Below are 26,466 nucleotides of genomic sequence, written 5' to 3' on the forward strand. Positions count from 1 at the left end.
AGTAGGACATTACCAGGCTTCAAATTGTAGAAAGCCCGAATCTAACGATTCGGGCTTTTTTACGTCTGCAGAAAAGTAAATGCGCGCAATTAATACACACTCACATCAACACCCATCACGTAGGTCGGGCGAGCGCAGCGACTCCCGACGTTAGAATCACAACAAAAGCCCTCAATACCCCATTCGGCCAATAAAGTAGCATTTACTACGTGACTCTCCACCGCTGTGGGTATCGTGACATTACGCAGGCTTCACATTGTAAAGAGCCTTGCTTTAACTATTCAGTAGCCTATTAGACATTCCCATTAGGTATATAGCCTTATTTACAGACACTAGTAAGCAATTAATTGGGGGGCACTATTGTGCGCTAAGTTTACCTAAGTGATTTACCGCATTACATCTGTAACTAACTGTAGTTTTAGCGCGTGCAGAATAAATACACATACCTGATAATTATACTAATCGGCAATAATACCTAATCAATTTGGTGGATTGAACTTGACGTTAATTGCGTTAGAAATTTCTGATATACGACTGCATGGATACAGAAGGTTGAGCAACTTAGGAGTAATTGGCGAGAACAACGAAATAAAGAAATCTTTGTCCTCAAATAGATCATTTAACTAGGGAGATTGGCGTAAAGTTTATTTTATTTTTATATTCTCTTGGTTCTAACTAACCACCTATATACGCCAATAAAGAACAATGCAGCAGATCCAAAGCCACTCAGCACCCAAATGACTTTTAAAATGTTACCGCCAATGCTGCCGTCATGTAGAGGGTGTATCCAGTTTTTTATTTTACTAGCCGTACTTTGCTTATCTATATTAAACACGCTCTCTAACTTTCCTGTAAGTGCATTAACCTCTATATAGCTATGTGGAAAGCGATACGAAGGATCGTCTACAGTTTGAAATCTAAATCTGTAAATAGCATTTAAGTTTGAGGGTGTTTCAATCCAAGCTAAACGCGCACTCGGTAATGCTTTTTCAGCTATTAATACCGCTTGTGATAAAGGAATATTGGTTTGTTTGCTCGGTTGAATTTGTGTTTTTGGTGGGGAGTTTATATCGCTAACTAGAGCGGTTAATATAGGATCTGTTTGTTTTGGAATAGCGAGCATAACACCTGTAACAGTTAAAGCTAGTAGCGGTATGCAGAAGGTTAAACCAATTAGTTTATGCCAGTCGTATAGCAAACCTATTTTAGTGCTACGAGATTTAAATTTTAGTGACTTTACCCACTGGCCATACTTTGGAAGCCAAGCAAAGAATCCAGAAATAAGAAGAACTATTGAGGCTAAACCTATATAGCCAACAACAAGTGTGCCTGTTGTTCCTGTTAGTAATGAAAAATGTAAGTTGTACATCCAAGTTATTAAGTATTCTCCCCAATAGTCTTTACGTATTGCTTCATCGCTACTGCTAGATAGCCATACCATTAAGGGCGCGAAACCTTTATCTGTTGTTTCTATTGGATTGTAGTATCGCGCGGGAATTACTGAGTTCACACCTGTGTTTTCTAATCGCCATGGCCCTTGTTTTGTAGGGAAATTTGCTCTTAGCATATTGTATGCTTGATCCCAATTAGGTGGTTTTGTATTAGTGGTAGTGTCATTAATTGGATTTAACAGTGAGTCTATTTGTGGGTAATAAACTAATACGGAGCCAGAAAGGCTAATAATAGTAAGTAAAACACCTACCGATAGACCTAAGTATAAATGTAACCGCCTGAATATTTTTTGCCATGAAAGCTTTAGTGTCATTAATTAAATAGCCGTAATGAGTAATGCAGGTTTATTGGGCATTAAGGAAGGATTAATTACGCGGTATATTATATGTTTTTTTGATATGAGTTGTGCGGCATTTTGTCGCACTTATTAAATTAGGTATTTAGAAAGTAAAACGCCAGCTCTTGGCTGGCGTTAAAATACAAGCTTGAAGCTTATTTAAGCTTTAGGTCCTGCATTTTTTATATCGTCTGATACGTCATACTTAGCAAAGTTTTCAGTGAAGTCTGCGGCAAGTTTTGCTGCATATTCATTGTACTTAGCTTTATCTTCCCACGTATTAATAGGATTAAGTAAGTTAGTATCTACACCTGGAACTGCTACCGGTACATCTAGGTTTAAAACATCAATGTGCTGAGTTTCAACACCCGCTAATTTACCAGATACGATTGCATCAATTACTGCGCGAGTAGTCGGGATATCAAAACGTTTACCTGTGCCGTAAGGGCCGCCAGTCCAACCTGTATTCACAAGGTACACCTTAGCGCCAAACTCGCGTACACGCTTCATAAGAAGCTCAGCGTAAACACCAGCAGGGCGTGGGAAGAATGGTGCGCCAAAACATGTCGAAAATGTTGATTCAATATCGCTAGTTGAACCAATCTCAGTAGAACCAACTTTTGCTGTGTATCCACTTAAAAAGTGAAAAGCAGCAGCTTCTTCGCTAAGTATAGAGACGGGTGGTAATACACCGCTTACATCACAAGTTAAAAATACAACAGCCTTAGGTTCGCCTGCGCGGTTTTCTACTTTACGTTTTTCAACGTGTTCAAGTGGATATGCTGCACGGCTATTTTGAGTAAGGCTAGTATCGTTAAAATCTGGAACGCCTTTTTCATCTAACACTACATTTTCTAAAATAGTGCCAAAGCGAATAGCATTCCAAATTACAGGTTCATTCTTTTGTGACAGATCGATACATTTAGCATAACAACCGCCTTCAATATTAAACACGCTTCCAGGTGCCCAGCCGTGCTCGTCATCACCAATTAGAAAGCGAGTAGGGTCTGCTGAAAGTGTTGTTTTACCCGTACCAGATAAACCGAAGAATAATGCTGTATCGCCTGCTTCACCAACATTAGCAGAACAGTGCATTGGTAATACACCTTTTGCTGGTAGTAGGAAGTTTTGTACAGAAAACATCGATTTTTTCATTTCACCGGCGTAACGCATACCTGCTAGTAATACTTTACGCTGTGCAAAGTTAATAATGACGGTGCCATCGCTATTTGTGCCATCACGTTCTGGCTCACATACAAACGAAGGAACGTTCATTACTTGCCATTGTGGTAAGTTTGAAGCGTTATAGTTCTGCGGTTCGATAAACATGTTTTTGGCAAAAATATGGTGCCACGCTGTTTCTGTAGTTACAACTACAGGTAGATAATGCTCAGGGTCTGCGCCAACTTCTAGGTGAGAGGTGAAGTGGTCATTACTTTGAACATGTGATTCTACGCGAGCCCATAATGCGTCAAATTTGTCTGCATCAAATGGACGATTAACGTTGCCCCATTGAATATCATTTTGAGTTGTCGCTTCTTGAACAATAAAACGATCTTTTGGTGAACGACCAGTTCGTTTTCCTGTAATTGCAACAAAAGCACCATTTGCGGCTAAAGTACCTTCGCCACGGCGGATCGCATGCTCGACAAGTTCAGCTGCGGTTAAATCGACAAAACGTGTAGCGCCTGTAGTCATGTTTATACCTAACTATGTGTGAGAGTTTGAACGGATAGCTCTGGGGTTATCAGTGCCCTTAAACTGAAATTATAGTAACAGAAGGTTTTAAGATATTCGAGCCCGTAAAGCCTCTAAAAACACATATATTTAAGAAAAAACATGAATAATTTCAATGATACCGGTGTCATGAAATTAGCAGAAAAGATGACACCGGTATCATCTTTTTATAATATAAAACCGCATATTTTGCGGCTTTAATTACTATATATAGATGAAGCTGAACATTTAGTTGAAAATGCTTTTTATATCTTGTTCGTTAAAAACATACTCTTTTAAACAGTAATGACAGTTAATATTAACAGACCCTTTCTCAGCTACGTCTTTGAGTAGTTCTTCTTGTCCAATATTAACAAGTGCAGTAATTGTTTTATCACGGCTACAACCACATTTGAATTTAATCGCTTGAGGTTCAAATACGCGAGGATTATCTTCGTGATAAAGGCGTGTAAGGACAGTATTAGCATCAAGGTGTAATAGTTCTTCATCTTTAATGGTGTTACTTAATGCTTCTAGGTGTGCAAAGTCTTCAATTGATTTTTGTTTATCAACTGGGAGTACTTGTAAAAATAGACCACATGCTTTTGCGCTACCTTCTGTTGTGTCGGTTGCAAACCAAAGGCGTGTTTTTAATTGCTCTGACTGCTCAAAGTAACTTTCGATACATTCACTCAGAGTATCATGCTCTAGCGGAACTATACCTTGGTAACGTTCACCCTTACTTGGTGTAATAGTGATCACCATATAGCCTTGACCAATAAGCTCTTTTACAGTTGTGCCCGTAATTTCGCTTTGCAGGCGTGCAATACCACGCATGTTTTGTTTATCATCACCATTTATAACTGCATATTTAACTGGGCCATCACCTTGAAGCTGTACTGCAATTTCACCTTCAAACTTTAAAGTGGCGGTTAATAAACAGGTTGCAACAAGTAACTCACCTAGTAATGCTTTAACAGGGTCTGGGTAATTATGGTCGGCAATCATTTCATTATAAGCATTCTCGATTTGTACGAGTTCGCCACGAACATCTAGTTCGTTGAATAAATAACGGTGAAGTAAATCTTGTTGCATGAGCGGCTATACCTAACTTGATTTCATTTTTAAAAGTTCGCGTCTTTGCTTTTTATCCGGTTTTTTATCCGGATGAGGAGCAAAAAAGCTGTTATTTTTGCGTGCGATGCTGTTTTCTTCGCGTTTAGCAATACTTGCATCAGATTCTTGATACATGGTCTGTGCAATGGGGGCGCTTTGACGTTTTTCAAGCACTGAGAGTATAGTTATCAGCTTTTCATCTACGCCCTGAGCCAGTTTTACTTTTGCGCCAACGTCTACTATTTTACTCGCTTTTGTACGTTGCCCATTATAATGTACTTTGCCGCCTTGCACCATTTCGCGTGCAACTGCGCGAGTTTTATAAAATCGCGCAGCCCATAACCATTTATCTAATCGAACTTTTAACCCATCTACAGGGTCTGAGCTGGTATTAGCATTACTTTTTTTACTCATAAGGCATTTCCCCACGTTTTTATAGCTTAAAATTTATCATGAAATCATCGTAGGATGAAGGTATTACAACGGCAGTTTACTTTTTGTACTGTTATGTAAAGTTAATTTAATCTGTTTACAAAGTTTAATATTAGTGTGCTTGTTGAAAGAAAAATGAAAGGGTACTATGGGTACGCGCTAACGCAGTAAATTAAAATAAGAACACTATTTATGGAACAGCAAATCCAACAACTAAAACAATTTTTAACTCGTTTACCGCATGCTAAGTTAAGTGCATTAGTGACACTGTTAGTTGTTGTTTATCTTGCATTTTTATTATCAAAACTTGTTTGGCTTTTGTGGCCAAAACCACCAGTAACTCTACTTACCCCTACTCATTATGCTAACCAGTCATCTGGTGCGAGTAACAACTCAGCGCAGCATATTATTGAGCAATTTTTATTTGGTAAAAAAACTGTAACAAACAACAATAATACTGCAAAGCAATCGCAGGTAATAAATAATGCGCCAGAAACGCGCTTAAGTATCAATTTAACCGGTATCGTAGCGGTTAATAACGATGACAAAGCAGGTATCGCAATTATTGAATCACAAGGTAAGCAAGTAAGCTATCTTGTTGATGAAGTAGTATCGGGTACGCGTGCTGAAGTTGCACAAATATTGCCGGATCGTATTATTTTGAGTGTTAATGGACGCTTTGAAACATTAATGCTTGATGGACTCGATTTTAGTAAAAAAGTATCTATGCCAGTACTCGCTGCGCGTGATGATTCTGAAATGGGTCCGCAAAAATTAGAACCAAGTGATCTACAAATAGATGCCACTGCAGATCCGGACGTTAAAGAAGCAATTATAGAAACACGTGAAGAGTTACTCGAAGAGCCGGGCAAGCTATTTGACTATATACGTGTTTCACAAGCCATGAATGATGGTGAGCTAATTGGATATCGCTTAAGTCCAGGTAAAGAGCCTGAGCTATTTAAGCAAATGGGTTTAAAAAATAACGATTTAGCCATTTCTATAAATGGCTATCAATTAACAGATTTAAAACAGGCTATGTCAGCTATTAATGAGCTGCGTAATAGTACAGATGCCAATATCACTATAGAACGTGATGGTGAACAAATTGATGTGCAATTTAGTCTGCAATAATTTAGCTTTGGAGTTTTAATACGATGGTTCAGGTGCTACACCTCAAAAAAATTAAAAAAGGGTTAGCTAAGTACGCAGCACTTTTTTTGGCGGCAAGTATTTCTTTGTCTGTTTCTGCTGTTGAATATGCTGCTAACTTTAAAGGAACTGATATCAACGAGTTTATTAATATTGTTGGTAAAAACCTTAATAAAACAGTGATTATTGACCCTAACGTGCGCGGCAAAGTAAATGTTCGCAGCTATGAGTTAATGGACGAAGCACTTTATTATCAGTTCTTCTTAAATGTATTGGAAGTTTATGGCTACTCAGCTGTTGAAATGGACAATGGCATAATTAAGGTAGAAAAAAGTTCAGACGCTAAAAAATCAAATGTGCCACTTATTGACGAAGGTAGTGAAGCTAGCGGCGACATGATGATTACGCGTGTTGTACGTGTTAAAAATGTAAGTGTGCAGGAGCTTGGTCCTCTAGTTCGTCAATTTAGCGATCAAAAAGATGGTGGCCACGTTGCTAACTTTAATGCGGCTAACGTAATGATGCTAACAGGTCATGCTGCATCGGTTAATCGCTTAGTTGAGATTATTCGCTCTGTTGATCAAGCGGGTGACAAGCGTGTAGACATCGTTAAGCTAAAATATGCGACGGCAGATGATGTTGTCTCTGTGGTAGACAATATTTATAAAGACAGCGGTAAAGGCAGTGTGCCTGAATTTTTAATTCCAAAAGTTGTGGCTGATGGCCGAACTAATAGCGTTATTGTAAGCGGTGAAGGCCAAGCCCGTACACGTGCTATTGAACTAATTAAGCGCTTAGATGGTGAGCTAGAAAGCCAAGGTAATACTAAGGTGTTTTACCTAAATTATGCTAAAGCTGAAGATTTGGTCAAAGTATTGCAAGGTGTTAGTAAGTCACTTGTTGATGATGCGCAAGGCGGTACTACTAAGACCCGTAGCAGAAGCAATAATGAAAGCAGTATAGAGTCTCACCCTGACTCAAACTCATTAATTATTACCGCACAGCCAGACACAATGCGATCACTTGAATCGGTAATTGAACGCCTTGATATTCGCCGTGCCCAAGTACTGGTTGAAGCGATTATTATTGAAGTAATGGAAGGCGACGGGGTTAACTTAGGCCTGCAGTGGATTTCTGAACAAGGCGGTATGTTGCAGTTTAACAATGGGACTACGGTCCCCGTTGGTTCATTAGCTGTTGCTGCTGAGCAAGCACAAGATACAACCGTAACTAAAAATATAATAGGAACTGAGTCAGGTACAGTGACGCCATTTACGGAAACAACAGAAGGTGACTATGGTCCATTAGCTTCCTTACTAAGCGGTATTAATGGTTTAGCGCTGGGCGTTGTTAAAAATGATTGGGGCGCAATTATTCAGGCTGTTGCCACTGATACAAATTCAAATATTTTGGCTACCCCTTCTATTACTACAATGGATAACGAAGAAGCCTCTATTTTAGTCGGTCAAGAAGTGCCTATTATTACAGGCTCACAAACAGGCAGTAATAATGCTAACCCATTTCAAACAGTTGAGCGTCAAGAAGTAGGTATTAAACTGGTAGTTACGCCACAGATTAATGATGGTTCAGCAGTACAGCTTACTATTGAGCAAGAAGTATCGAGCGTAAGTGGTGCAACTGCGGTTGATATTTCAGTAAATAAGCGTTCAATTAAAACAACAGTTATGGCCGATGATGGCGGCATGGTTGTACTTGGCGGTTTAATTGACGAAGACGTACAAGAAAGTGTTTCTAAGGTGCCGTTATTAGGCGATATCCCTATTTTAGGCCACTTGTTTAGATCAACAAATACAACGCGCCGTAAGCGTAATCTTATTGTGTTTATTCGCCCAACCATTATTCGTGATGGTGTAAGCATGAATAAGTTAAGCTTTAATAAATATAACTTTATTCGTGGTGAGCAGTTTAAACAAAAAGAAGACGGTATTGAGTTAATGCCAATGACTGATACGCCTATTTTACCTGAGTGGAATGACGAATTAGTACTTCCCCCTACGTATGAAGAGTCTCTGCGTAAACAAAATGCACAAGAGCGTAAAGATGACTAATGCGATTCAAGAGATAAACCAAGATGTGGTTCATCCTAAAACGCATAATCAGGATGAGCTATTAACGAGTGATGTGTTAGTTGAGTTACCAGCAAAGCGTTTGCCGTTTTCCTATGCAAGACGTGCAGGTGTGTTGCTTGGTAAAAACAAAGATCACCGTATAGTTTACTACCGTGGTGAGCTAGACGTGGAAGTACTATTAGAAGTACGCCGTATCGCAGGCCATGGTTTTACACTTGAGCAATTGGCTGATGATAAATTTGAGCTATTGCTTGAAGCGTCATACCAACGTGATAGCTCTGAAACACAACAAATGATGGAAGATATTGGCAACGAGGTTGATTTATTCTCACTTGCTGATGAACTTCCGCAAACTGAAGATTTACTCGCTGGTGACGATGATGCGCCAATAATCAAGCTTATTAACGCCATGCTAAGTGAAGCGATTAAAGAAGGGGCTTCTGATATTCATATCGAAACCTTCGAGCAAGAGCTTGTTATTCGCTTTAGGGTCGATGGCGTGCTTAAAGAAGTACTTAAGCCTAATCGTAAACTTGCATCGTTACTTGTGTCTCGTATTAAAGTAATGGCTAAGCTTGATATAGCCGAAAAACGCATTCCACAAGATGGCCGTATTAGCTTACGTATTGCCGGGCGTGCAGTTGATGTGCGTGTGTCTACAATGCCATCGAGCTTTGGTGAGCGTGTAGTACTGCGTTTACTTGATAAAAACAACGCGCGCTTAAACCTTGAAGATTTAGGTATGACTGCAGATAATCGTGCATTGTTTTCAGATTTAATTAGTAAACCCCACGGCATTATTTTAGTAACAGGGCCAACGGGCTCTGGTAAAAGTACCACCCTATACGCTGGTATGAGCCAAATTAACTCACGCGATCGTAATATTCTTACCGTTGAAGATCCGATAGAGTACGAAATTCCAGGTATTGGGCAAACACAAGTTAATGCAAAAGTTGATATGACATTTGCACGTGGTTTACGTGCAATATTACGCCAAGATCCTGATGTGGTAATGGTGGGTGAAATACGCGACCTTGAAACTGCGCAAATTGGTGTTCAAGCGTCACTTACCGGCCACCTTGTTATGTCTACTCTGCATACTAATACCGCATCGGGTGCAATTACACGTATGGAAGATATGGGAGTTGAACCATTCTTACTTTCATCGTCGTTACTCGGTGTGTTGTCGCAACGGCTAGTACGTACATTGTGTAATACCTGCAAAGAAGGTCACACGGCTGATGAGCATGAATGCCAGCTGTTAGGGGTTCCTTTTGAAAGCCAACCGACAATCTATCGAGCAGTAGGGTGTGAGGAGTGTAACTTTAATGGCTATCGTGGTCGTACGGGTATTCACGAGTTACTTGTAGTTGATGAAACAATACGCGAAATGATTCACAACGGTAAAGGCGAGCAAAGCGTAGAAAAATACATTCGTAAGCGCAGCCCAAGTATTCGCCAAGATGGTTGTAGCCGTGTACTTGTAGGTAAAACAACACTTGAAGAAGTATTGCGTGTTACCCGTGAGGAAGGTTAACTATGGCGGCGTTTGAATACCGTGCCTTAGATGGCCGAGGTAAAGAAAAAAAAGGCATTTTAGAAGCCGATACAGCTAAACAAATTCGCCAAACTTTACGTGATCAAAAACTTACGCCGCTTGAAGTTGTCCCTGCGGCGCAAAGTGATAAACAAGTCAAAGGCGAAAAAGCCCCTTTACTCGGTGGCTTTTTTAAGCCGACAATTTCAACCTCAGACTTAGCATTAATTACAAGGCAATTAGCAACACTTATTCAATCGGCACTTCCTGTTGAAGGCGCTGTTATGGCGGTTGCTGAGCAATGCGAAAAGCCGCGTTTAAAGCGTATGCTTATGTCGGTACGCTCAAAAGTGGTTGAAGGTTACACACTTGCCGATGGTCTTAGTGAGTTTCCTCATGTTTTTGACGACTTATATCGTGCAATGGTAGCCGCAGGCGAAAAGTCGGGTCACCTTGACCAAGTACTTAATCGTTTAGCCGACTATACCGAGCAGCGCCAACATATGCGTAGCCAAATAACTCAGGCTATGGTTTACCCCATTATATTAGTGGTATTTGCAATTGGTATTGTGTCGGTATTACTGGGCACCGTAGTACCAAAAATATTAAAAACGTTTGAAAAAACGAAACAAGTACTTCCTTGGACAACCGAATGGGTTATGGCAGGCAGCCATTTTGTGCAAAATTATTGGTTTATTAGTTTAATAGCGATTACAGCTATAGCCATTGGTATTAAGCATGCACTTAAGCAGCCTAAAATACGTTTTTGGTGGGATGACCGAGTGCTACATATGCCAGGTATAGGTAAAGTGGCTCGTGGTATTAACACCGCACGTTTTGCGCGTACTTTAAGTATTTTATCGTCAAGCTCGGTACCATTGCTCGAGGGGATGCGTATCTCGGGCGGTGTATTAATTAACGAAAAAATTAAAAAAGCGGTTGCAGATGCATCCGATAGAGTGAGCGAGGGTGCAAGCTTAAGAGCTGCACTTCAGCAAACTAAGTTGTTTCCACCAATGATGCTGCATATGATAGCAAGTGGTGAAAAATCAGGTGAACTAGAGCAAATGTTAGAGCGTGCTGCAAATAACCAAGATCGCGAATTTGAGAGCATGGTTAATGTATCGCTTAAACTACTAGAGCCTGCGATGATCGCCTCAATGGCGGTTATTGTATTATTTATAGTAATGGCAATATTGCAGCCAATAATGGCGATGAATAAAGCTGTTGGGCTTTAAGTTAGAATAAATTTTTAAATATATTAATGGTTTTACCTAAACCATTTTTACTTAATGTTTTTAGAATAATGAGGTAATTACGTGAATAAACAATCAGGTTTTTCTTTACTAGAAGTGATGGTGGTACTGGTTATCATCGGGATGATTATGTCAATTGTTGCACCTAACATTATGGGTCAGCAAGAAGAGGCTGCTATCGATAAAGCGCATCTAGATATTCAACAATTAGAAGATGCAATGAGCTTATACAAGCTTAAAAATAAGAGCTACCCAAGCACAGAGCAAGGTCTTGAAGCGCTAGTTACTCAAACAAGCATTGAACCGGTTCCAAAACGTTTCCCTGACGGTGGTTTTATTAATGAATTACCAGAAGATCCATGGGGTAATCTATATCAGCTAATTAGCCCAGGTGAAATTGGCAAGTTTGATATTTTTTCTATGGGTCCAGATGGTGAAGTAGGTACTGATGATGATATCGGTAACTGGGACGAAGAAAAGCAATAATGCTTAAGTACACTGTTTTGTATGAACATGTTAATGCTAGAGGCTTGCTATGAAAGCAAGCCTTAAGCAGCGCCATGCAAAAAGTAGAGGCTTTAGTTTAATAGAAATTTTAGTGGTATTAGTGATCATCGCTTTTGCTACAAAAATGGTGGTATATAGCTTAGAAGGCGGTGCTGAGGAAGAGTTAGATACTCAAGCATTAAGGCTGCATACCACCATTAACATGGCATCGGAATTTGCCATTTTAAACCAAGTTGAATTGGGCTTATTAGTAGAAGAAAATACGTTAGAGTATTTAGTTTTCGATGGTGAAAAGTGGATTACCTTTGACCGTGAAGACCTTTTTAAACCAATAGAGTTAGATGAAAGATTAAAGCTCACGCTTAACTTAGAAGATTTAGCGTGGGCGCAAGATAACCTCTTAGAGCAATCTAACTGGCGCGAGCTTATGAGTGGCGGCGATGAAGACAGCTTACTTGAGCTTAAAAAGTTGAAAATCCCACAAGTACTTATTTTGTCATCAGGTGAGGTAAGCGCGTTTCAACTTATATTAGAGTTAAAAGAGCAAAGCGAGCCTGTGTATTACATTGAAGGTGAATTTGCTGCACCAGTAAACTTTCGCCGAGAGCCAGAATAATGAAGCGCACTAAAGGGTTTACCTTATTAGAGGTATTAGTGGCATTAAGTATTTGTGCCATGGCGGGTATAGCTGCAATGCAAGCAACAAGCGAGCACATACACCACTTAACGACTATTGAAGAGCAAACCTATGCATCTTGGGTCGCCGAAAACGTTATTATTGAACAGCGTACTAAAGGCGAACAATGGCAAGGTAAAAATAACCTTAAAGGCAGCGAAGTAATGGGCGGTGTTGAATGGTTTTGGCAGCAAGAAGTAACAGCCACTGCTGACAAAAGCTTTGTTAAGTTAACCATAAATGTTTTTACGGATGAAAAATATGAGCATTCGGCATATGAGTTATCAACGTATCTCAATAAAGGCAAAAAGTAAGTGAAGCAGCGCGGGTTTACATTACTTGAAGTTATGGTAGCACTGGGTATTTTAGCTTTTGTTATTATTGCTACTCATCAAATATTAGAGACGACAACAAGAGCAAAAGATGCCTCCGATGAAAAAATTGCTGAGTTAAATGGGTTGCAAACAACATTTAGGTTAATGGATCAAGATTTTAGCCAAATGACCAAACGTGCAGTACGAAACGAATCTGGTGATGTTCAAGAACAATATTTACTTGCTGGTCGTTACGTTTTAGAAAGCCAATACGATGGTATTGCGTTTGTACGAGATGGCTGGATAAATCCAATTAATTTATTGCCACGTTCAGAACTACAAGCCGTTGGTTATAGAGTGATAGACGATAACCTTGAGCGTGTTTATCGGGTTTATGTTGATCAGCTTGATAATATGGAACCGCGAGTTCAACGTGTACTAGAAAATGTTGAAGAGCTTAAGTTTGAGTTTTTGGATGATAAAAACGAATGGCAGGAACAGTGGGAAATTAAAGCTCTCCCTAAAGCGGTTGCTGTTACTTTGCAACAAATAGAAGCAGAGCCAATTCGTCGTGTATTTTTAGTTCCTGGGCAAGGCAAAGTTGTTGCTACACAAAGTACGGATGTGAATAATGGTTAAGCAGCAATCATCGCGCGGCGCAGCACTTGTTATTGTTTTGTTTATTGTGGCATTAGCGGCTATTTTAGCAGTAGAAATGAGTGCTAATTTAATGGTTCAAGTGCAAAAAAGCACTAATTTGCAAGGTCATCAGCAAGCTAAATGGTACGCCTACGGTGCAGAAGAGCTTGCTATTAAAGGACTAATACAAAGTAAAAAAGATGATGCTGATAAAACAACACTTGATCAAGTTTGGGCAACTCAAGGTGATGCTTCATACCCTGTTGATAACGGCACGTTAAGTGGCAAAATTACTGATTTACAAGCATGTCTAAATTTAAATGCTTTAGCCATAGCGCCAGAAGAAAATAGCGCAAGTAAAACAAACCCTGCACATAAAGCACTCTTTGCATTACTTGAAAACATTGAAGATTTACCTGCTGATGAATCAGAAGAGACAATGGCAGATAGCGTATTTGATTGGCTTGACGAGGACAGTATTACATATCGCTCAGGCGCAGAAGAAGACGAGTATTTATCACGAGATTTTCCGTATATGACAGCCAATAGTTTATTTGCATCAACATCGGAATTACGCTTGGTTAAGGGCTTTAACCCATTAGTGATGGAAAAAGTACTGCCATATGTATGTGTAATACCAGGCAGTACGCTTTTATCTATTAACGTAAATACATTAATCCCAGAGCAAGCACTCATACTCAGTGCCTTAATAGAAAGCTTGAGCTTATCTGGTGCAGAGGCTGTGATAGGTGCAAGACCGCAAACTGGCTTTGACACCATTGATGAATTTTTTGAACAGGTGAAGCAACAAGGCGGTACTAATACCGACTCAGTCAAAAGTTTATTTAGTATTAAAAGCGAATATTTTAAATTACAAACGCAGGCAAATTTTGTCGACCTGCGTTTTTCGATGACCACATTACTGCACGCTAAAGACGGTGACGTAACGATACTGGCGCGAAAATTTGGAGGCGTACAGTGACAGAAATACTGTTGATCCGCACGGGTCAAACCGAGCAAGAATTGCTTAATTGGTTAATTTACTCACCACAAGAACAAGAAATAATAGCCAGTGGCGAGTTACCAAATGCAGAGCATTTAAGTGAGCTAAGCGAAAAAGCACTTACCCGAGAAGTGGTCGTGTTGTTACCCAGTGATCAAGTGCAATTAAAAACGGTCGCTTTGCCAACAAAATGGAATCGCAAGCTTGAGCAAGCATTGCCATACATGCTTGAAGAAGATATAGCATGTGACGTAGATGAACTGTTTATAGCAGTAGCGCAGCCGACAATGCTTGGTGAGCAACATGCAATTCGTGTAGCAATGACAGACCGTGAATGGTTTGAACAATGGCTCGCATTATTTGTAGAGCATAATCTATCAGTATACAGAATATTACCCGATGCTTTGTTGTTACCGCTTGCAGATGATGGCGCAGTCACCGCTATCGAGCTCAATAACCAATGGTTATTTAAGCAAGGGCAATGGCACATAGGTGCGGTTGAATCTAGTTGGTTAAATGGCTACTTAACAGCCATGGGTAATCCTGATATTAAGCATTTTAGCCCAGCTAGTCAGTTTCCAGAAAGCGTTAACTTACAAGCGCAAACAAGTGAGTACGACTTACCTCTAGCATTATTTGCAAAGCAGTTAGATAGCGTTAATTTTAACTTACGCCAAGGTATGTATCAGCTTAAAAAGCAAAGCGCCTTATGGTGGGGTTACTGGAAAGGCGCCGCAATTATAGCAAGTGTTGCATTGGTTTCTACGATTACAATAAAAGCTATTGAGTTACACCAACTTAATACACAAGTAGAATTAGCTAAAGCTCAAGTAGTCGACAGATACCAAAAAGCATTTCCAGGAACTAAAGTTCGCCCCAATCTAATTAAAAGCCAAATTAAAGGCGCGTTAGATAAAGTGCAAGGCTCAAGTGAGTCGGGCTTTTTAGACTTAACGACTAATTTGGTTGATGTATTTTCGCAAGTCAGCGAATTTACACCTGAAACACTTCGTTATGACAAACGTCGCAATGAGCTGCGCATTCGTGCACGTGCTAAAGACTTCCAAACCTTTGGTAAAGTAAAAATCATACTTGAAAAACAAGGTTTAACTGTTGAGCAAGGGTCTTTAAATAATGACGGTGATTATGTCGTTGGTGAAATTAAACTGCGAGGTGCAGTATGAAAAAGCAGTTAATGCAACAATGGCGCTCGCTTAAAGAGCAAGAACAACAATTGGTAATGGTCGCTGGTGGCGTGTTTATTATTTTTGTTTTAGTAATGGGAATATTTCGACCATTAAATAATGCGATAGAAAAGGCACAGCAATCTCAAATTAAACAACAAGAGCTATTAGCTTGGGTTGATGACAGTATTGTTAAACTAAAGGCTGCGGGTAACACCAGTGTTGCTAGCAATGCAAACTTAAGCCAAATTGTTAATTCTACACGTGGGCGCCATCAAATAAGTATTAGTAAAATGCAGCCAAGTAGTGATTCGCTACGTTTGACGCTCGACTCTGTAGAATTTAATCAGTTAATAGAGTGGTTAGATGAGCTAGTGAATCAGCATGGCTTAAAAATTGAAAACTTAGATTTGAGCCGCGATGATAAATCAGGCTATGTGCGTGTCAGCCGTTTAGTATTAGAGAATTAATTAATGAAAAAAATAATAACGTTATCGGCTGTCTTTTTAATTAGTTTTATTGTGTTTTGTATTATTAAATTACCAGCACATATTGCACTAGATATAGCAAAACCGTACTTTCCAAAGCAATTAGAAGTAGGCCAAACTGTAGGCACTGTTTGGCAAGGTCAAATGATGCAAGTTCGTTTTGATGGTGAACAGTTAAATAATGTGCGCTGGGACATTGCTGGCTGGAAGTTATTTACAGGCAAGCTAAATGCGAATGTGAAGTTTGGTAATGCACGAGAGCGTAGTGATATCTCGGGTTATGCTGATGTAAGTTATGGGCTTTTTAATCAAGAAGTTAAAGTGACTGACGGCCTAGTGCGCTCAACAGTAGAGCGTGCAATGCAGCGCGTGCAGCTTCCCCTACCTGTAACCGCTAAAGGGCGTGTAATTTTAGAACTTGATGAATACAGCTCAGGTGCACCTTATTGTGATTCACTAAAAGGTGAAATAGCGAGCCCTAATATTGACGTGCAAGGCTTAAATGGGTGGTTTAATATTGGCCCTCTGGCTGGTAAGTTAAGCTGTAAGTCGGGCGATATTGCTATATTAATTGACCCAGATAATACGCTTGGCCTTGAGGCAGATGCTACACTTAAAGCTAATTTCGACTTTAGTGTGGCAGGTTATGTAAAACCAGATGCTAGCTTACCTAAAGATGTACATGATGCGGTTAAATTTTTAGGCCGACCAGATAGCCAAGGTCGTTACCCGCTCAACTTTTAATGTTTGAATATAAAGAGTTTTAATGCAAATACCCCAATTTACTGAGCTGCACGCAAAGCAGCTCAGCACATTTTTAAATACCCAATCTCAAGCAATGACCCTTGTACAAAGCCAAGGCTATTTATTTGGCGTTATTTGTTCGCCCAATCCATTAGATGTGCATGAGTGGCTTGAGCAGATATTACCAAATACAGCTAATGATTTAGATGAAGAAGTACTTTTCTTGTTTATGGCGCTATATCATAAAATTAGTGAGCAAGTATTTGAAACTGGATACAAATTACCTAACACATTTGATGCTGAATTTTGTAAGTCATGGAGTAAAGGTTTCTTAGTTGCAACCAAAGCTTACGCAGAGCCTTTGTTAAATGCACCGCAATTAGACACTGACTTTAAACAAGCATTAGAAAGTGCGTTAAGTACATTAAGCTTTTTTGCACTCGACCAGCTAGCAATAGCTCAGATTGCCAAACAAAATAACATGACTATAGAAGCCTTGTGTCAGTACCAATATGAATCAATGGGTGACTTTGCATTAGGGTTTGCTGAACTAATTGAAGTGGTCGCAATTAATAGCGGTTTGATAACCGACGAGAGTTGGGAAGAGTAATTATTAATACCAGGCGCTTAGTTTAATCTAAGTGCCTAGCTCTAATATAATATCCGTGCAGCCTTGTTTGCACTTTACTACGCCTTTACCAGGTTCACTGGTGGCTAAATTAAGTGTTAAAACCCCATTACACTTCTCACACTTTAACGTTTTGCCTTGCGCTAATTGCTTGAGCATATTGCGTTGTTTATGAAATGAGTCGCTTGCTTTTTTATTTAATCCTGAAAAATCCACTACTTTGCTCGCTTTTGCTCTAATGCTTCAGTCACTATTTTACATACTGTATTTAAACGATCGCCATAAAAATAAAGGTTTAAGTCACGTTCACGACAATAGCGTAGGTGAAATAACTGAACAGAGTCATCTGTTGTAAACGTTTTTTCTACGTACTCACCCTCAGATTCAGACAATTTAAGTTGAGTGCTGATTCTATTTTTAGCCATATTTGCAGCAGGGCTTCTGTTAACCTTACTTGCATCACTTAAAAAACCAATGCCTTCACCTAATAACCTTTCGCGAGGTTCTTTTATAAGCGGATGATCGATTGTAAAAAAGGCAAGGATCACAACTACCAAAATAATAAATTTTTTCATGGATACGTAAACCTTGATCTAAGTAGGGTTGAATTACCATGCAGTGTAATAAACTGCATTTTAAAAGCAAGTAACTGGGATGAATAAATTATTAGCGATCTATGCCAGTAATTTTAACCAACATTGTTATAATGGTTAACAGCAGTCAGATATTTCTGAAATATCTGAAAGTATTCGAGAAGGCAATTTATTAAAGTAAATCTGCCTAGCAAGTAACTTGCTAGCTTTAAGTATAGAGTACTTGAGTATTGCTGGATTTTTATTTCCAAGCGGCGTTGAGGAACTTCGATGGACAAGCAAATTAAAGTAAAGAATATCCCTGTAGAGGTGAAAATCCAAAAACCGGATTTAAGCCGTCAAGATGATAGGTTCAATCCCCGAAATCGTATTTATGTGCGTGCCGTAAAAGGCCTACATCAATTACTTAGGCAGCGCATTGGCTTTTTAGGCCTACTTGCGTTTATGTTACTTCCTTGGATTAATTTTAACGGCCAGCAAGCAGTACTGTTTGATCTAATTGGTCAAAAATACAATATTTTTGGTTTAACGCTATGGCCTCAAGATTTTACCATATTAGCGTTTATTTTTATGCTGGCAGCATTTGCGCTGTTTTTAGTGACCACCTTCTATGGACGGGTGTGGTGTGGCTACACATGTCCGCAAACTGTTTGGACCTTTATTTTTATTTGGTTTGAAGAAAAGCTTGAAGGCACAGCTAATCAGCGTAAAAAACTCGATCAACGACCCATGAATTTTGATAAGTTTTGGCGTAAAACGGCAAAGCATACTAGTTGGGTATTGTTTTCGTTATATACCGCCATTTCTTTTGTGGGTTACTTTACGCCAATCAGAGAGTTACTTCCTGATTTTGTAACGTTTAACGTGGGTGGTTATGCACTAGTCAGTATTATTTTCTTTGCTGCGTGTACCTATGGTAATGCCGGTTGGATGCGAGAAATAATGTGTTTACATATTTGCCCTTACTCACGTTTTCAATCAGCTATGTTTGATAAAGATACATACACTGTAACGTACGACGAAAGCCGTGGTGAAAGCCGTGGTCCTCGTTCACGTAAAGTAGATCATGAAGATTTAGAGCTAGGCGACTGTATCGACTGCAACCTGTGTGTTCAAGTGTGCCCAACAGGTATTGATATTAGAAATGGGCTGCAAGCTGAGTGTATTAACTGTGGTGCATGTATTGATGCGTGTGATGGCGTAATGGATAAAATGGAATACCCGCGTGGACTTATTTCATATACGACAGAGCGAAACCTCGAAACCCCAGAAAATAAAACGAATCCACTACGAGCTAAAATCATTGGTTACACGGTCATACTTGTTGTGCTTACGGGAGCACTTGTAGCTAATATAGCGCTGCGTAAAACAATGGACTTTGATATCATTCGTGATCGAAACCAATTATATCGTGTCGATTTTGATGGTTTAGTAGAGAACACCTATACATTAAAGGTAATTAATAAAGCGCAGTACGAGCAAACCTTTAATATTAAAGTACAAGGGTTAGATAACTTTAAGTATATTGGTAAGCAGTCATTTACTGTGCAGGCAGGGCAATCTCATAATGTGCCATTGTCGCTTGTAATGGACCCTTATGATTTGAAGGTGTCGATGACAGAGTTTAACTTTGTGCTTTCACTGGTAGATGAGCCGGATGAGACAATATCGCAGTCGAGTAACTTTTTTAAAGCGCGATAATCACAACCTACCTTAAATAGGTAAGTTGATATAGCAATTAACAAAAGCGGGTATATTACCCGCTTTTTATTTTATATAAGAAGAGTATGAGTAAATTTAGTTTTATTGACTTAACACCTGACCTAATACTCGATGCAATAGAAAGCGTAGGTGTGTACGCCGAATCTGGTTTGTTGGCACTCAATAGCTATGAAAACAGGGTGTACCAATTTAAAGCCGATGATGGCCTGCGTTACGTAGTGAAGTTTTATCGCCCAGAGCGCTGGAGTAAAGAGCAAATTCAAGAAGAGCATGACTTTGCATTTGAACTGGCAGAAGCGGAAGTGCCTGTTGTTGCCCCTATTTTATATAATGGGCAAAGCTTGTTTGAACACGAAGGTTATTTGTTTGTGTTGTTTCCAAGTGTAGGCGGGCGTTTATTTGAGGTTGATAACTTAGATCAGCTTGATGTAATGGGGCGTTTAATTGGCCGTATGCACCAAGTAGCTAAAACAAAGCCTTTTACTTATAGGCCAACAGTTACCTGCGAGGAGTATTTACATACAGCCAAAGTTCATCTTCAAAAAAGTAACTTAGTGCCTATGGGAATAAATACTGCCTTTTATACTATTTTAGATTTAGTGATAGAGCAGGCGCAAAAACAGTATAAAGATGTGCAAAGTATTCGCTTACATGGTGACTGCCACGTTGGTAATATTTTGTGGGCAGGTGATGCGCTAATGTTTGTTGATTTAGATGACAGCCGCCAAGGTCCTGCAATCCAAGATTTATGGATGATGCTCAGTGGCGATAGAGCGACGCAACTGTTACAGTTAGACACCCTTGTGAGTGCGTATGAAGAGTTTTGTGATTTTGATCACTCTCAACTCAAATTAATTGAACCGCTGCGAGCGATGCGTATTATCCATTATATGGGATGGGTAGCTAAACGATGGAGCGATCCTGCCTTTGTGCGGAACTTTACATGGTTTGCTGATGACAAATACTGGGAGCAACAAATTTTAGCACTGAAGGAGCAACTTGCAGCACTGCAAGAAGCACCGTTAAAGTTATTGCCGTAATATTTTATTTAAAGACAAGTACAACGAGATACAAATGCTTAAAAAATTAAAACTGAGTTTATTACTTTTATGTTTACCATTTGCAGCACTTGCTGCACAGTTTGAAGTTGATAATCAATACACTGTTATTGATGTAGACAAAAGTACATCACCACAAGTAACCGAGTTTTTCTCATTTTACTGTCCACATTGTTTTAAGTTTGAACCAGTAGCAAAAGCAATTGAACAAGGCTTGCCTGAAGGCGCTGAGTTTATTAAAAACCATGTTAATTTTTTAGGTGGCGTGTCGCCACAAGCACAAAGTAATTTAAGCTTTGCCTACTTAATTGCTAAGCAGCATGGTCAGGCGCAGAGTATTAGCGATCAAATTTTTAAAAGTATTCATGTTCAGCGTGCTCCTTTAACTGAAATGAAAGACGTTAAAAAATTACTTGAAGTAAACGGTATTGATAGCGCAACGTTTGATCAAGAAATTGCAAGCATGCCAGTTATTTCGGCTGAGCAAGCAATGCAAAACAAACAAAATAAATATTCAAAATTAGGCGCACTTACAGGTGTACCTACTTTTATTGTTAACGATAAATATAAAATAAACCTCAACACCATCAAAAATCAAAAAGAACTTGATGAGTTAGTAGCGTTTTTATTAGCACTATAAATTTCGGAGCATAATAATGATTAAATTAGTTAAAGCAGGTTTGCTTGCAGTACTACTTCCTATGGCGGCAACAAGCTTTGCAGCAACGTATGAAGAAGGCGTGCATTACGACGTTGTTTCTGAGCGCGCAACAAAAAAGCCAGAAATTAAAGAGTTTTTCTCATTTTACTGCCCTGCATGTAATAACATGGAAGCACTAATTGGTGAGTTTAAGCCTAAGCTTGATAAAAACGTTAAATTTAAAAAGAGCCATGTTGATTTTGTAGGTGTACGCGACCCAGAAAACCAACAGATGATGAGCCAAGCACTCGCTACTGCAGAAGTGCTTCCGCAAAAAGATAAAATTGTCTCTGCAATCTTTAATCATATTCATACAAAGCGCGCTAGTTTTAATGAGCTTGCAGATGTAAAAGATATATTTGTAGCGCAGGGCGTTGATGGCGATAAGTTTGATAAGCTGTTTAAAAGCTTTTCGGTACGTACGCTAAGCTCTAAAATGAAACGTGATCAAGACTACTTTAAAGAAAAAGGCGCACTACGTGGCGTCCCTACATTTATTGTAAATGGTAAGTATAAATTAAACCTAGGTCGTGAGTCGGGTATTACTGAACCAGAAGATATTAGCAAACTGATTAATTACTTAGCTAACAAGTAAGTTTAGCTAAAACTAAAAAAGCTCCTTAAGGAGCTTTTTTGCTTTATAAGGATATAGCGATGGAAAAAATATTAGTATCGAGTTGTTTGCTAGGACAGCCTGTTCGCTACGATGGTAGAGGACACGCAATTTTACATCCACAGATTAATTTGTGGCAAAAACAAAATAGGTTAATCGTGTTTTGTCCTGAGGTTGCTGGTGGACTTCCTACACCTAGATCCCCTGCTGAAATAATACAGGGGAGTGTAGTTACTAATTTAGGAGAAGATGTAACAGAGCAGTTTCAAATTGGAGCTAATAACGCGCTAGAACTCTGTAAAAAGAATCAAGTTCGTTTTGCTCTACTTAAAGAATCGAGCCCTTCTTGCGGGCGAAATACAATATATGATGGAAAGCATCGTGGAGTAAAAATCGAAGGACTAGGTTTAACTACAGCATTATTAATAAAGAATGGTATTCAAGTATTTAGTGAAGAGCAAATACCAGCACTTATCAAAGTACTGGTACTTTAATTTTAGCTTGTTATTTGCGCTGCAAGAAAACACCCGACTCAATGTGATGTGTATATGGGAACTGATCAAATATAGCAAAGCGCTTAACGTTGTGCGTACGTGTTAAGTGATCAAGGTCACGCTCAAGGGTTTCAGGATTACACGATATATAAATTATGTTTTCGTAATTAGCCACTAAGTCACACGTTAATTCATCCATGCCCGCGCGTGGTGGATCAACTAATATGGTTTGGCAGTCATAGCTTTTAAGGTCAATACCATCTAAACGAGAGAAAGTACGCTCGCCATTCATTGCTTGAGTAAACTCTTCACTAGACATACGAATAATATCTAGGTTCTCTACGTTGTTTTTAGCAATATTGTATTGAGCAGAATGAACAGATGATTTTGATATTTCTGTTGCTAATACTTTATTAAAACAGCCCGCTAACGCAATTGAAAAGTTACCGTTACCGCAATACAGTTCTAATAAATCATTTTTAAGTGGTTTACATAAATCTTGCGCCCACTCCAGCATATTAATATTTACTTTTGCATTAGGCTGAGTAAAGCTATTTTCTACTTGTTGATAAATAAGCTCTTGACCATTAACTGTTAAACGCTCAGTTACAAAGTCATCACCCAGCACTTCTTTTTGTTTGCGAGCACGACCGATAAAGTCAATTTTGTATTTACTGCTTAGTTTTTCTTTAAGCGCTTTAATTTCACTTAACCATTCATCATCAAGTGGTTTGTGATAAAGCAAGCTTACTAAAATTTCACCGCTTAGCGTGGATAGGTAATCGATTTGAAATAACTTACGACGTAATATTTCACAAGGCTTAAGATGCTCAATCATCACCTGCATTATTTCACCAACTAGAGGCGCTGCTGGATCAAATGTATCAACACGGATTTTTTCTTTTGTTTGTTGATCAAACATAATGTGAAACAGATCGTCACCGTCGTGCCATACTCTAAATTCAGCACGTTGGCGGTAGTTAGTTGGCTCTGAGCTAAATACTTCTAGTTGCTCCACACCAAAACGTTGGAATTGTGCACTAATACGCTGCTCTTTTTCACTTAACTGCGTTTGGTACTGTGTGGTATCTATTTTAATAACTGCCATTAACGCTACTACCTTATCTAAGATCTGTTTATCGGCGCTATTGTAGGGAGCGCTGCGTATTTGTCTAGTTTTGGCTAGCATTTATGCTGTTTTATTGAACATTGTACTTTAGTTTTTATTGTTATAGCCGATAATAAACTACGCACGCTTAGGAGACGAATCATGAAAATAGGTAATTATGGCTTTACGCCAAACAACAACATCAATAAATTCAATAATAAAGCTGATATACAGCAACCTACAATTACGTCTCCTCAAGATAGCTATCAACAACGAGGCCGAGAGTTGGCCGCAAAGGTGCTTGGCGATAAAATGGCTGAGCAGCTTGGATTGCCTATCGCAGAAAAAAAAGCAGATAAACCACTATTTGATTTTGATGAAATAGTAAAAAACGTACTCGATTTTGTAAGTAGTGCTGTTAATAAAGCAAAAGCTAACGGCGCTGATGACGAAAAGCTCAAAGATATGTTAGGCGACGCGCGCAAAGGAGTCCAAATAGGGATTGACGACGCTGTTGATGAACTCAAAGGTACAGGCGTATTTAATGATGACATGGAAGAGGGGATTAATAAGTCCAAAGAGGGAATTTACAATGGGCTCGATAAGTTTGAAGAGTCGTTATTTAACCCACAACCTGCCAGCGTAAATATAAGCCAGGCTCAATATGTCAGTATGACGAGTAATGCAGAGTATAAATTTACCACCGCAGAAGGTGACGAGGTAAGTATTAGCTTTGCAGATGCATTTGAATCTCAGTCGGCAAGTGGCTATCAGCAAAACAATAATGGCGAGTCGTTTGCAAGCTCATCATCGCAATCTCGACAGGTATCATTTTCGATGTCGGTTAATGGTGACTTAAATGAGCAAGAGCAAGAAGCTATTAATGTAATGATGGAAGACTTACAAGATTTAAGTAAAACCTTTTTTGGTGGTGCTTTAGATGAAGCATTTGAACAAGCGCAAGAGCTGAGTTTAGACAGCGATCAGCTGGTGGCTTTTTCTATGGATTTACGCCAAACAAAAACAATAGCAACAGTTAAAAGCTATGAAGAATATAGACCAGCACCAGAAAAACAAGTAGCGGAGGGTTTAGCTCCTTTTAATGACGACCTTAAAAATGCTTTTGAAAAAGCGGGTGAGCTTGGATTACAAAATCAGCTAGCTGGCATTCTCCAATGGTTAAATCAAGATCAGGAGCAAATAGATAAGTTAGTAGATTACACAAAGTCTATGTTCGAAAACCTTAATCAGTTAAATTCGGCAGCCGACAGGCTTACTGATTTAGAAACCACGCAAAGTTAAACTACTTTCTTTTATAAATACCTCATGGCAAACTGCCGTTCTTAAAGTAAAGTGGGAACGGTAGTTTGTCAGCGCATATAATGGTCTTTGATTCAGGTATTGGTGGAACTACTGTACTTGAGCATATAAAGCAAAGTATCCCCAATGCTCAGTACAGTTATTTTATGGATAATGCATTACTACCTTATGGTGCTCAATCTCAAAAAACCATCATTAACCGATTATGCTCACTTATTCATTTCATCAAAGCTAATACGCTTAACGTTGATTTAATTGTAATAGCGTGTAATACCGCTTCTACATCTGCACTTAGCGCTGTTCGCCAAATGACAGATATTCCTATAGTAGGTGTTGTGCCAGCAATAAAGCCTGCGGCAGAGTTAACACGTTCAAATCATATTGGCTTATTAGCCACACCGGCAACGGTCGCCAGTTCATACACTAAAACATTAATTACTGAGCATGCACGTAATGTAACCGTTAATCTATATAGCAGTGTGGAGTTAGTAACTTTAGCTGAGCAATACTTTTTTACAGAGTCTTTGGATACAAACAAGTTGCATCAAGTGCTTGATGACCTACATATAGATAAAACTATAGATGTACTTGTATTAGGATGTACGCACTTTCCAATATTAGCAGAGCCTATTAGTCAGTATTTTGAAGGGAATGTAAAATTACTTGATTCAGGTGTAGCGATAGCAAACAGAGTCAACTACTTACTTAACCAACTTAACTTGTGTGTGAATAAACTAACAGACATAAAAAAGCCGCTGCAATATTATGCAACGGCTGATGTGTTTAGCAATAAGCTAGCGGTAAAGCTAGTTACACTGACTGATCCGTCTCAGTACGTAGAGCATTAGAATCATCTTCTTGTTTTTGTTTTGCTTCACGTACCTTTAAAGTACGTTGTTGGAACTCGCTATCGTTCAAGTTAGCAATTGCATTGTCTGCATCAGCTTGCGCCATTTCAACAAAACCAAAGCCACGACGCTTGCCAGTATTCTTATCCTTTAATAAACGAACATTGAATACTTTGCCTTGTTCTTCAAATAATGCACGAACCACACCTTCGTTCGCACGATAAGGAAGGTTACCAACATAAAGCGTTTTTGTTTTAACTTCAGCTTCTTCAGTCACATCAGATGACATTGCAGCAATAGCAATCGCACCTATTAATAAACCAGCACCAAATAGTAATGCAGGGTTTAAAGCTAAGCCGCCTAAAGCGAACTCAACAACAACAAAACCAACTACAGCAAGAATAACAGAGAAGATAAAAGATTTTTGATCGGGTAATTTCATTTTAGATCTACCAATAAACAGGAAATAAACATTAATTTAACATTGTGAACTTGCTATCTTAACGTCTAAATCAAACATAGCAATGATATTTGTATTAAATAATAAATAAGAGCACAAAAAAGCATCATCTTAGGAAGGTTTTCATATGGTTTTACATGGTTTTGTTCTATTTTTGTTCGAACAGTAAAAAGATCTAAAAAAAGGGTTGATCTGTTTTCGGATCTCCCTATAATGCGACCCCACTGAGACGGGAAACGCCAACGCATAGCGAGGCACGAACAACTCAGAGAGTTAAAT

28 protein-coding genes are annotated in these 26,466 nt (G+C 39.1%); 20 read left to right on the forward strand and 8 right to left on the reverse strand.

Annotation, left to right across the window (positions count from 1 at the left end; all coding sequences use genetic code 11):
* Positions 1–655: 655 nt before the first annotated feature.
* The 4 genes from I6F42_RS19340 to hslR form a co-directional block, all read right to left on the reverse strand.
* A complete protein-coding gene (locus I6F42_RS19340) occupies positions 656–1,765 on the reverse strand; it encodes a PepSY domain-containing protein (RefSeq protein ID WP_197153133.1) in 1,110 nt (369 codons plus the stop codon).
* A 183-nt stretch (positions 1,766–1,948) separates the two neighbouring features.
* Positions 1,949–3,487, reverse strand: a complete 1,539-nt coding sequence (locus tag I6F42_RS19345; RefSeq protein WP_007586595.1) for a phosphoenolpyruvate carboxykinase — start codon at positions 3,485–3,487, stop codon at positions 1,949–1,951.
* A 267-nt stretch (positions 3,488–3,754) separates the two neighbouring features.
* Positions 3,755–4,600, reverse strand: coding sequence for an Hsp33 family molecular chaperone HslO (gene hslO / locus I6F42_RS19350; RefSeq protein WP_007586592.1), 846 nt, complete (start codon positions 4,598–4,600; stop codon positions 3,755–3,757).
* 12 nt (positions 4,601–4,612) lie between these two features.
* A complete protein-coding gene (hslR, locus tag I6F42_RS19355; protein ID WP_007586590.1) occupies positions 4,613–5,035 on the reverse strand; it encodes a ribosome-associated heat shock protein Hsp15 in 423 nt (140 codons plus the stop codon).
* A 210-nt stretch (positions 5,036–5,245) separates the two neighbouring features.
* Here hslR and gspC point away from each other — a divergent pair, with 210 nt between their 5' ends.
* The 13 genes from gspC (at position 5,246) to I6F42_RS19420 (ending at position 17,253) form a co-directional block, all read left to right on the forward strand.
* Positions 5,246–6,187, forward strand: a complete 942-nt coding sequence (gene gspC / locus I6F42_RS19360; protein WP_010555417.1) for a type II secretion system protein GspC — start codon at positions 5,246–5,248, stop codon at positions 6,185–6,187.
* Between the two features lie 23 nt (positions 6,188–6,210).
* Positions 6,211–8,274, forward strand: coding sequence for a type II secretion system secretin GspD (gene gspD, locus I6F42_RS19365; RefSeq protein ID WP_197153134.1), 2,064 nt, complete (start codon positions 6,211–6,213; stop codon positions 8,272–8,274).
* Positions 8,267–9,832 carry a type II secretion system ATPase GspE gene (gene gspE / locus I6F42_RS19370; protein ID WP_010555415.1) on the forward strand — a complete coding sequence of 522 codons (1,566 nt, stop codon included), beginning with the start codon at positions 8,267–8,269 and terminating at the stop codon, positions 9,830–9,832. The genes gspD and gspE overlap by 8 nt, the downstream gene beginning before the upstream one ends.
* A gap of 2 nt (positions 9,833–9,834) precedes the next feature.
* Positions 9,835–11,070 (forward strand): type II secretion system inner membrane protein GspF, encoded by a 1,236-nt coding sequence (gene gspF, locus I6F42_RS19375; RefSeq protein ID WP_002962033.1) that lies wholly within the window; start codon positions 9,835–9,837, stop codon positions 11,068–11,070.
* A gap of 81 nt (positions 11,071–11,151) precedes the next feature.
* Positions 11,152–11,574, forward strand: coding sequence for a type II secretion system major pseudopilin GspG (gspG, locus tag I6F42_RS19380; RefSeq protein WP_007586585.1), 423 nt, complete (start codon positions 11,152–11,154; stop codon positions 11,572–11,574).
* A gap of 49 nt (positions 11,575–11,623) precedes the next feature.
* The gene (locus I6F42_RS19385; protein ID WP_010555414.1) at positions 11,624–12,211 is read left to right on the forward strand and encodes a Tfp pilus assembly protein FimT/FimU; all 588 of its coding nucleotides are present in this window, start codon (positions 11,624–11,626) and stop codon (positions 12,209–12,211) included.
* A complete protein-coding gene (gspI, locus tag I6F42_RS19390) occupies positions 12,211–12,585 on the forward strand; it encodes a type II secretion system minor pseudopilin GspI (protein ID WP_002962039.1) in 375 nt (124 codons plus the stop codon). The genes I6F42_RS19385 and gspI overlap by 1 nt, the downstream gene beginning before the upstream one ends.
* Entirely contained in the window at positions 12,586–13,224 is a 639-nt protein-coding gene (gene gspJ / locus I6F42_RS19395; protein ID WP_010555413.1) for a type II secretion system minor pseudopilin GspJ, read from the forward strand. It begins immediately after the preceding gene.
* On the forward strand, positions 13,217–14,206 hold the full coding sequence (gspK, locus tag I6F42_RS19400) for a type II secretion system minor pseudopilin GspK (protein WP_007586581.1): 990 nt from the start codon (positions 13,217–13,219) through the stop codon (positions 14,204–14,206). The genes gspJ and gspK overlap by 8 nt, the downstream gene beginning before the upstream one ends.
* A complete protein-coding gene (gene gspL, locus I6F42_RS19405) occupies positions 14,203–15,411 on the forward strand; it encodes a type II secretion system protein GspL (protein ID WP_007586580.1) in 1,209 nt (402 codons plus the stop codon). The genes gspK and gspL overlap by 4 nt, the downstream gene beginning before the upstream one ends.
* Positions 15,408–15,881 (forward strand): type II secretion system protein GspM, encoded by a 474-nt coding sequence (gspM, locus tag I6F42_RS19410; RefSeq protein ID WP_010555411.1) that lies wholly within the window; start codon positions 15,408–15,410, stop codon positions 15,879–15,881. The genes gspL and gspM overlap by 4 nt, the downstream gene beginning before the upstream one ends.
* A gap of 3 nt (positions 15,882–15,884) precedes the next feature.
* Entirely contained in the window at positions 15,885–16,643 is a 759-nt protein-coding gene (locus I6F42_RS19415; protein ID WP_007586576.1) for a type II secretion system protein N, read from the forward strand.
* Between the two features lie 22 nt (positions 16,644–16,665).
* Entirely contained in the window at positions 16,666–17,253 is a 588-nt protein-coding gene (locus I6F42_RS19420; protein ID WP_197153135.1) for a UPF0149 family protein, read from the forward strand.
* Positions 17,254–17,280: 27 nt separating this feature from the next.
* Here I6F42_RS19420 and I6F42_RS19425 read toward each other — a convergent pair whose 3' ends face one another.
* Both I6F42_RS19425 and I6F42_RS19430 read right to left on the reverse strand, forming a co-directional pair.
* A complete protein-coding gene (locus I6F42_RS19425; RefSeq protein WP_007586570.1) occupies positions 17,281–17,487 on the reverse strand; it encodes a hypothetical protein in 207 nt (68 codons plus the stop codon).
* On the reverse strand, positions 17,487–17,846 hold the full coding sequence (locus I6F42_RS19430; protein ID WP_007586569.1) for a hypothetical protein: 360 nt from the start codon (positions 17,844–17,846) through the stop codon (positions 17,487–17,489). The genes I6F42_RS19425 and I6F42_RS19430 overlap by 1 nt, the downstream gene beginning before the upstream one ends.
* A 288-nt stretch (positions 17,847–18,134) precedes the next feature.
* Here I6F42_RS19430 and ccoG point away from each other — a divergent pair, with 288 nt between their 5' ends.
* The 5 genes from ccoG (at position 18,135) to I6F42_RS19455 (ending at position 22,451) form a co-directional block, all read left to right on the forward strand.
* A complete protein-coding gene (ccoG, locus tag I6F42_RS19435; RefSeq protein WP_197153136.1) occupies positions 18,135–19,565 on the forward strand; it encodes a cytochrome c oxidase accessory protein CcoG in 1,431 nt (476 codons plus the stop codon).
* A gap of 86 nt (positions 19,566–19,651) precedes the next feature.
* Positions 19,652–20,626: a serine/threonine protein kinase gene (locus I6F42_RS19440; RefSeq protein WP_010555410.1), complete on the forward strand. Its 975-nt coding sequence runs from the start codon at positions 19,652–19,654 to the stop codon at positions 20,624–20,626.
* Between the two features lie 34 nt (positions 20,627–20,660).
* Complete coding sequence (locus I6F42_RS19445; protein ID WP_007586563.1) at positions 20,661–21,284, forward strand: thiol:disulfide interchange protein DsbA/DsbL; 624 nt, start codon at positions 20,661–20,663, stop codon at positions 21,282–21,284.
* 16 nt (positions 21,285–21,300) lie between these two features.
* Positions 21,301–21,939: a thiol:disulfide interchange protein DsbA/DsbL gene (locus tag I6F42_RS19450; RefSeq protein WP_010555409.1), complete on the forward strand. Its 639-nt coding sequence runs from the start codon at positions 21,301–21,303 to the stop codon at positions 21,937–21,939.
* Between the two features lie 59 nt (positions 21,940–21,998).
* Positions 21,999–22,451, forward strand: a complete 453-nt coding sequence (locus I6F42_RS19455; protein ID WP_197153137.1) for a DUF523 domain-containing protein — start codon at positions 21,999–22,001, stop codon at positions 22,449–22,451.
* 10 nt (positions 22,452–22,461) lie between these two features.
* Here the strand turns inward: I6F42_RS19455 and trmA are convergent, their stop codons facing one another.
* Positions 22,462–23,559, reverse strand: a complete 1,098-nt coding sequence (gene trmA, locus I6F42_RS19460; protein WP_121954891.1) for a tRNA (uridine(54)-C5)-methyltransferase TrmA — start codon at positions 23,557–23,559, stop codon at positions 22,462–22,464.
* 162 nt (positions 23,560–23,721) lie between these two features.
* Here trmA and I6F42_RS19465 point away from each other — a divergent pair, with 162 nt between their 5' ends.
* Positions 23,722–24,861: a DUF5610 domain-containing protein gene (locus I6F42_RS19465; RefSeq protein ID WP_197153138.1), complete on the forward strand. Its 1,140-nt coding sequence runs from the start codon at positions 23,722–23,724 to the stop codon at positions 24,859–24,861.
* A 65-nt stretch (positions 24,862–24,926) separates the two neighbouring features.
* Entirely contained in the window at positions 24,927–25,727 is an 801-nt protein-coding gene (murI, locus tag I6F42_RS19470; RefSeq protein WP_121954890.1) for a glutamate racemase, read from the forward strand.
* On the opposite strand, the gene I6F42_RS19475 is transcribed toward murI, so the two are convergent.
* On the reverse strand, positions 25,690–26,169 hold the full coding sequence (locus I6F42_RS19475) for an RNA-binding protein (RefSeq protein WP_007582860.1): 480 nt from the start codon (positions 26,167–26,169) through the stop codon (positions 25,690–25,692). The genes murI and I6F42_RS19475 overlap by 38 nt on opposite strands.
* Positions 26,170–26,466: the final 297 nt, after the last annotated feature.

It is taken from the genome of Pseudoalteromonas sp. SWYJZ12 (genome assembly GCF_015864395.1).
GTDB lineage: Bacteria > Pseudomonadota > Gammaproteobacteria > Enterobacterales > Alteromonadaceae > Pseudoalteromonas > Pseudoalteromonas arctica.

What these genes read in the sequence shown, in the direction of transcription:
- I6F42_RS19455 (WP_197153137.1), top strand. Translation starts at nt 21,999, where the DNA reads ATGGAAAAAATATTAGTATCGAGTTGTTTGCTAGGACAGCCTGTTCGC.
- hslR (WP_007586590.1), bottom strand. Translation starts at nt 5,035, where the DNA reads ATGAGTAAAAAAAGTAATGCTAATACCAGCTCAGACCCTGTAGATGGG.
- I6F42_RS19465 (WP_197153138.1), top strand. Translation starts at nt 23,722, where the DNA reads ATGAAAATAGGTAATTATGGCTTTACGCCAAACAACAACATCAATAAA.
- gspK (WP_007586581.1), top strand. Translation starts at nt 13,217, where the DNA reads ATGGTTAAGCAGCAATCATCGCGCGGCGCAGCACTTGTTATTGTTTTG.
- trmA (WP_121954891.1), bottom strand. Translation starts at nt 23,559, where the DNA reads ATGGCAGTTATTAAAATAGATACCACACAGTACCAAACGCAGTTAAGT.
- I6F42_RS19430 (WP_007586569.1), bottom strand. Translation starts at nt 17,846, where the DNA reads ATGAAAAAATTTATTATTTTGGTAGTTGTGATCCTTGCCTTTTTTACA.
- I6F42_RS19475 (WP_007582860.1), bottom strand. Translation starts at nt 26,169, where the DNA reads ATGAAATTACCCGATCAAAAATCTTTTATCTTCTCTGTTATTCTTGCT.
- gspD (WP_197153134.1), top strand. Translation starts at nt 6,211, where the DNA reads ATGGTTCAGGTGCTACACCTCAAAAAAATTAAAAAAGGGTTAGCTAAG.
- I6F42_RS19445 (WP_007586563.1), top strand. Translation starts at nt 20,661, where the DNA reads ATGCTTAAAAAATTAAAACTGAGTTTATTACTTTTATGTTTACCATTT.
- hslO (WP_007586592.1), bottom strand. Translation starts at nt 4,600, where the DNA reads ATGCAACAAGATTTACTTCACCGTTATTTATTCAACGAACTAGATGTT.
- I6F42_RS19345 (WP_007586595.1), bottom strand. Translation starts at nt 3,487, where the DNA reads ATGACTACAGGCGCTACACGTTTTGTCGATTTAACCGCAGCTGAACTT.
- gspC (WP_010555417.1), top strand. Translation starts at nt 5,246, where the DNA reads ATGGAACAGCAAATCCAACAACTAAAACAATTTTTAACTCGTTTACCG.
- I6F42_RS19415 (WP_007586576.1), top strand. Translation starts at nt 15,885, where the DNA reads ATGAAAAAAATAATAACGTTATCGGCTGTCTTTTTAATTAGTTTTATT.
- I6F42_RS19450 (WP_010555409.1), top strand. Translation starts at nt 21,301, where the DNA reads ATGATTAAATTAGTTAAAGCAGGTTTGCTTGCAGTACTACTTCCTATG.
- gspM (WP_010555411.1), top strand. Translation starts at nt 15,408, where the DNA reads ATGAAAAAGCAGTTAATGCAACAATGGCGCTCGCTTAAAGAGCAAGAA.
- I6F42_RS19440 (WP_010555410.1), top strand. Translation starts at nt 19,652, where the DNA reads ATGAGTAAATTTAGTTTTATTGACTTAACACCTGACCTAATACTCGAT.
- gspF (WP_002962033.1), top strand. Translation starts at nt 9,835, where the DNA reads ATGGCGGCGTTTGAATACCGTGCCTTAGATGGCCGAGGTAAAGAAAAA.
- I6F42_RS19385 (WP_010555414.1), top strand. Translation starts at nt 11,624, where the DNA reads ATGAAAGCAAGCCTTAAGCAGCGCCATGCAAAAAGTAGAGGCTTTAGT.
- I6F42_RS19420 (WP_197153135.1), top strand. Translation starts at nt 16,666, where the DNA reads ATGCAAATACCCCAATTTACTGAGCTGCACGCAAAGCAGCTCAGCACA.
- I6F42_RS19340 (WP_197153133.1), bottom strand. Translation starts at nt 1,765, where the DNA reads ATGACACTAAAGCTTTCATGGCAAAAAATATTCAGGCGGTTACATTTA.
- gspI (WP_002962039.1), top strand. Translation starts at nt 12,211, where the DNA reads ATGAAGCGCACTAAAGGGTTTACCTTATTAGAGGTATTAGTGGCATTA.
- gspE (WP_010555415.1), top strand. Translation starts at nt 8,267, where the DNA reads ATGACTAATGCGATTCAAGAGATAAACCAAGATGTGGTTCATCCTAAA.
- ccoG (WP_197153136.1), top strand. Translation starts at nt 18,135, where the DNA reads ATGGACAAGCAAATTAAAGTAAAGAATATCCCTGTAGAGGTGAAAATC.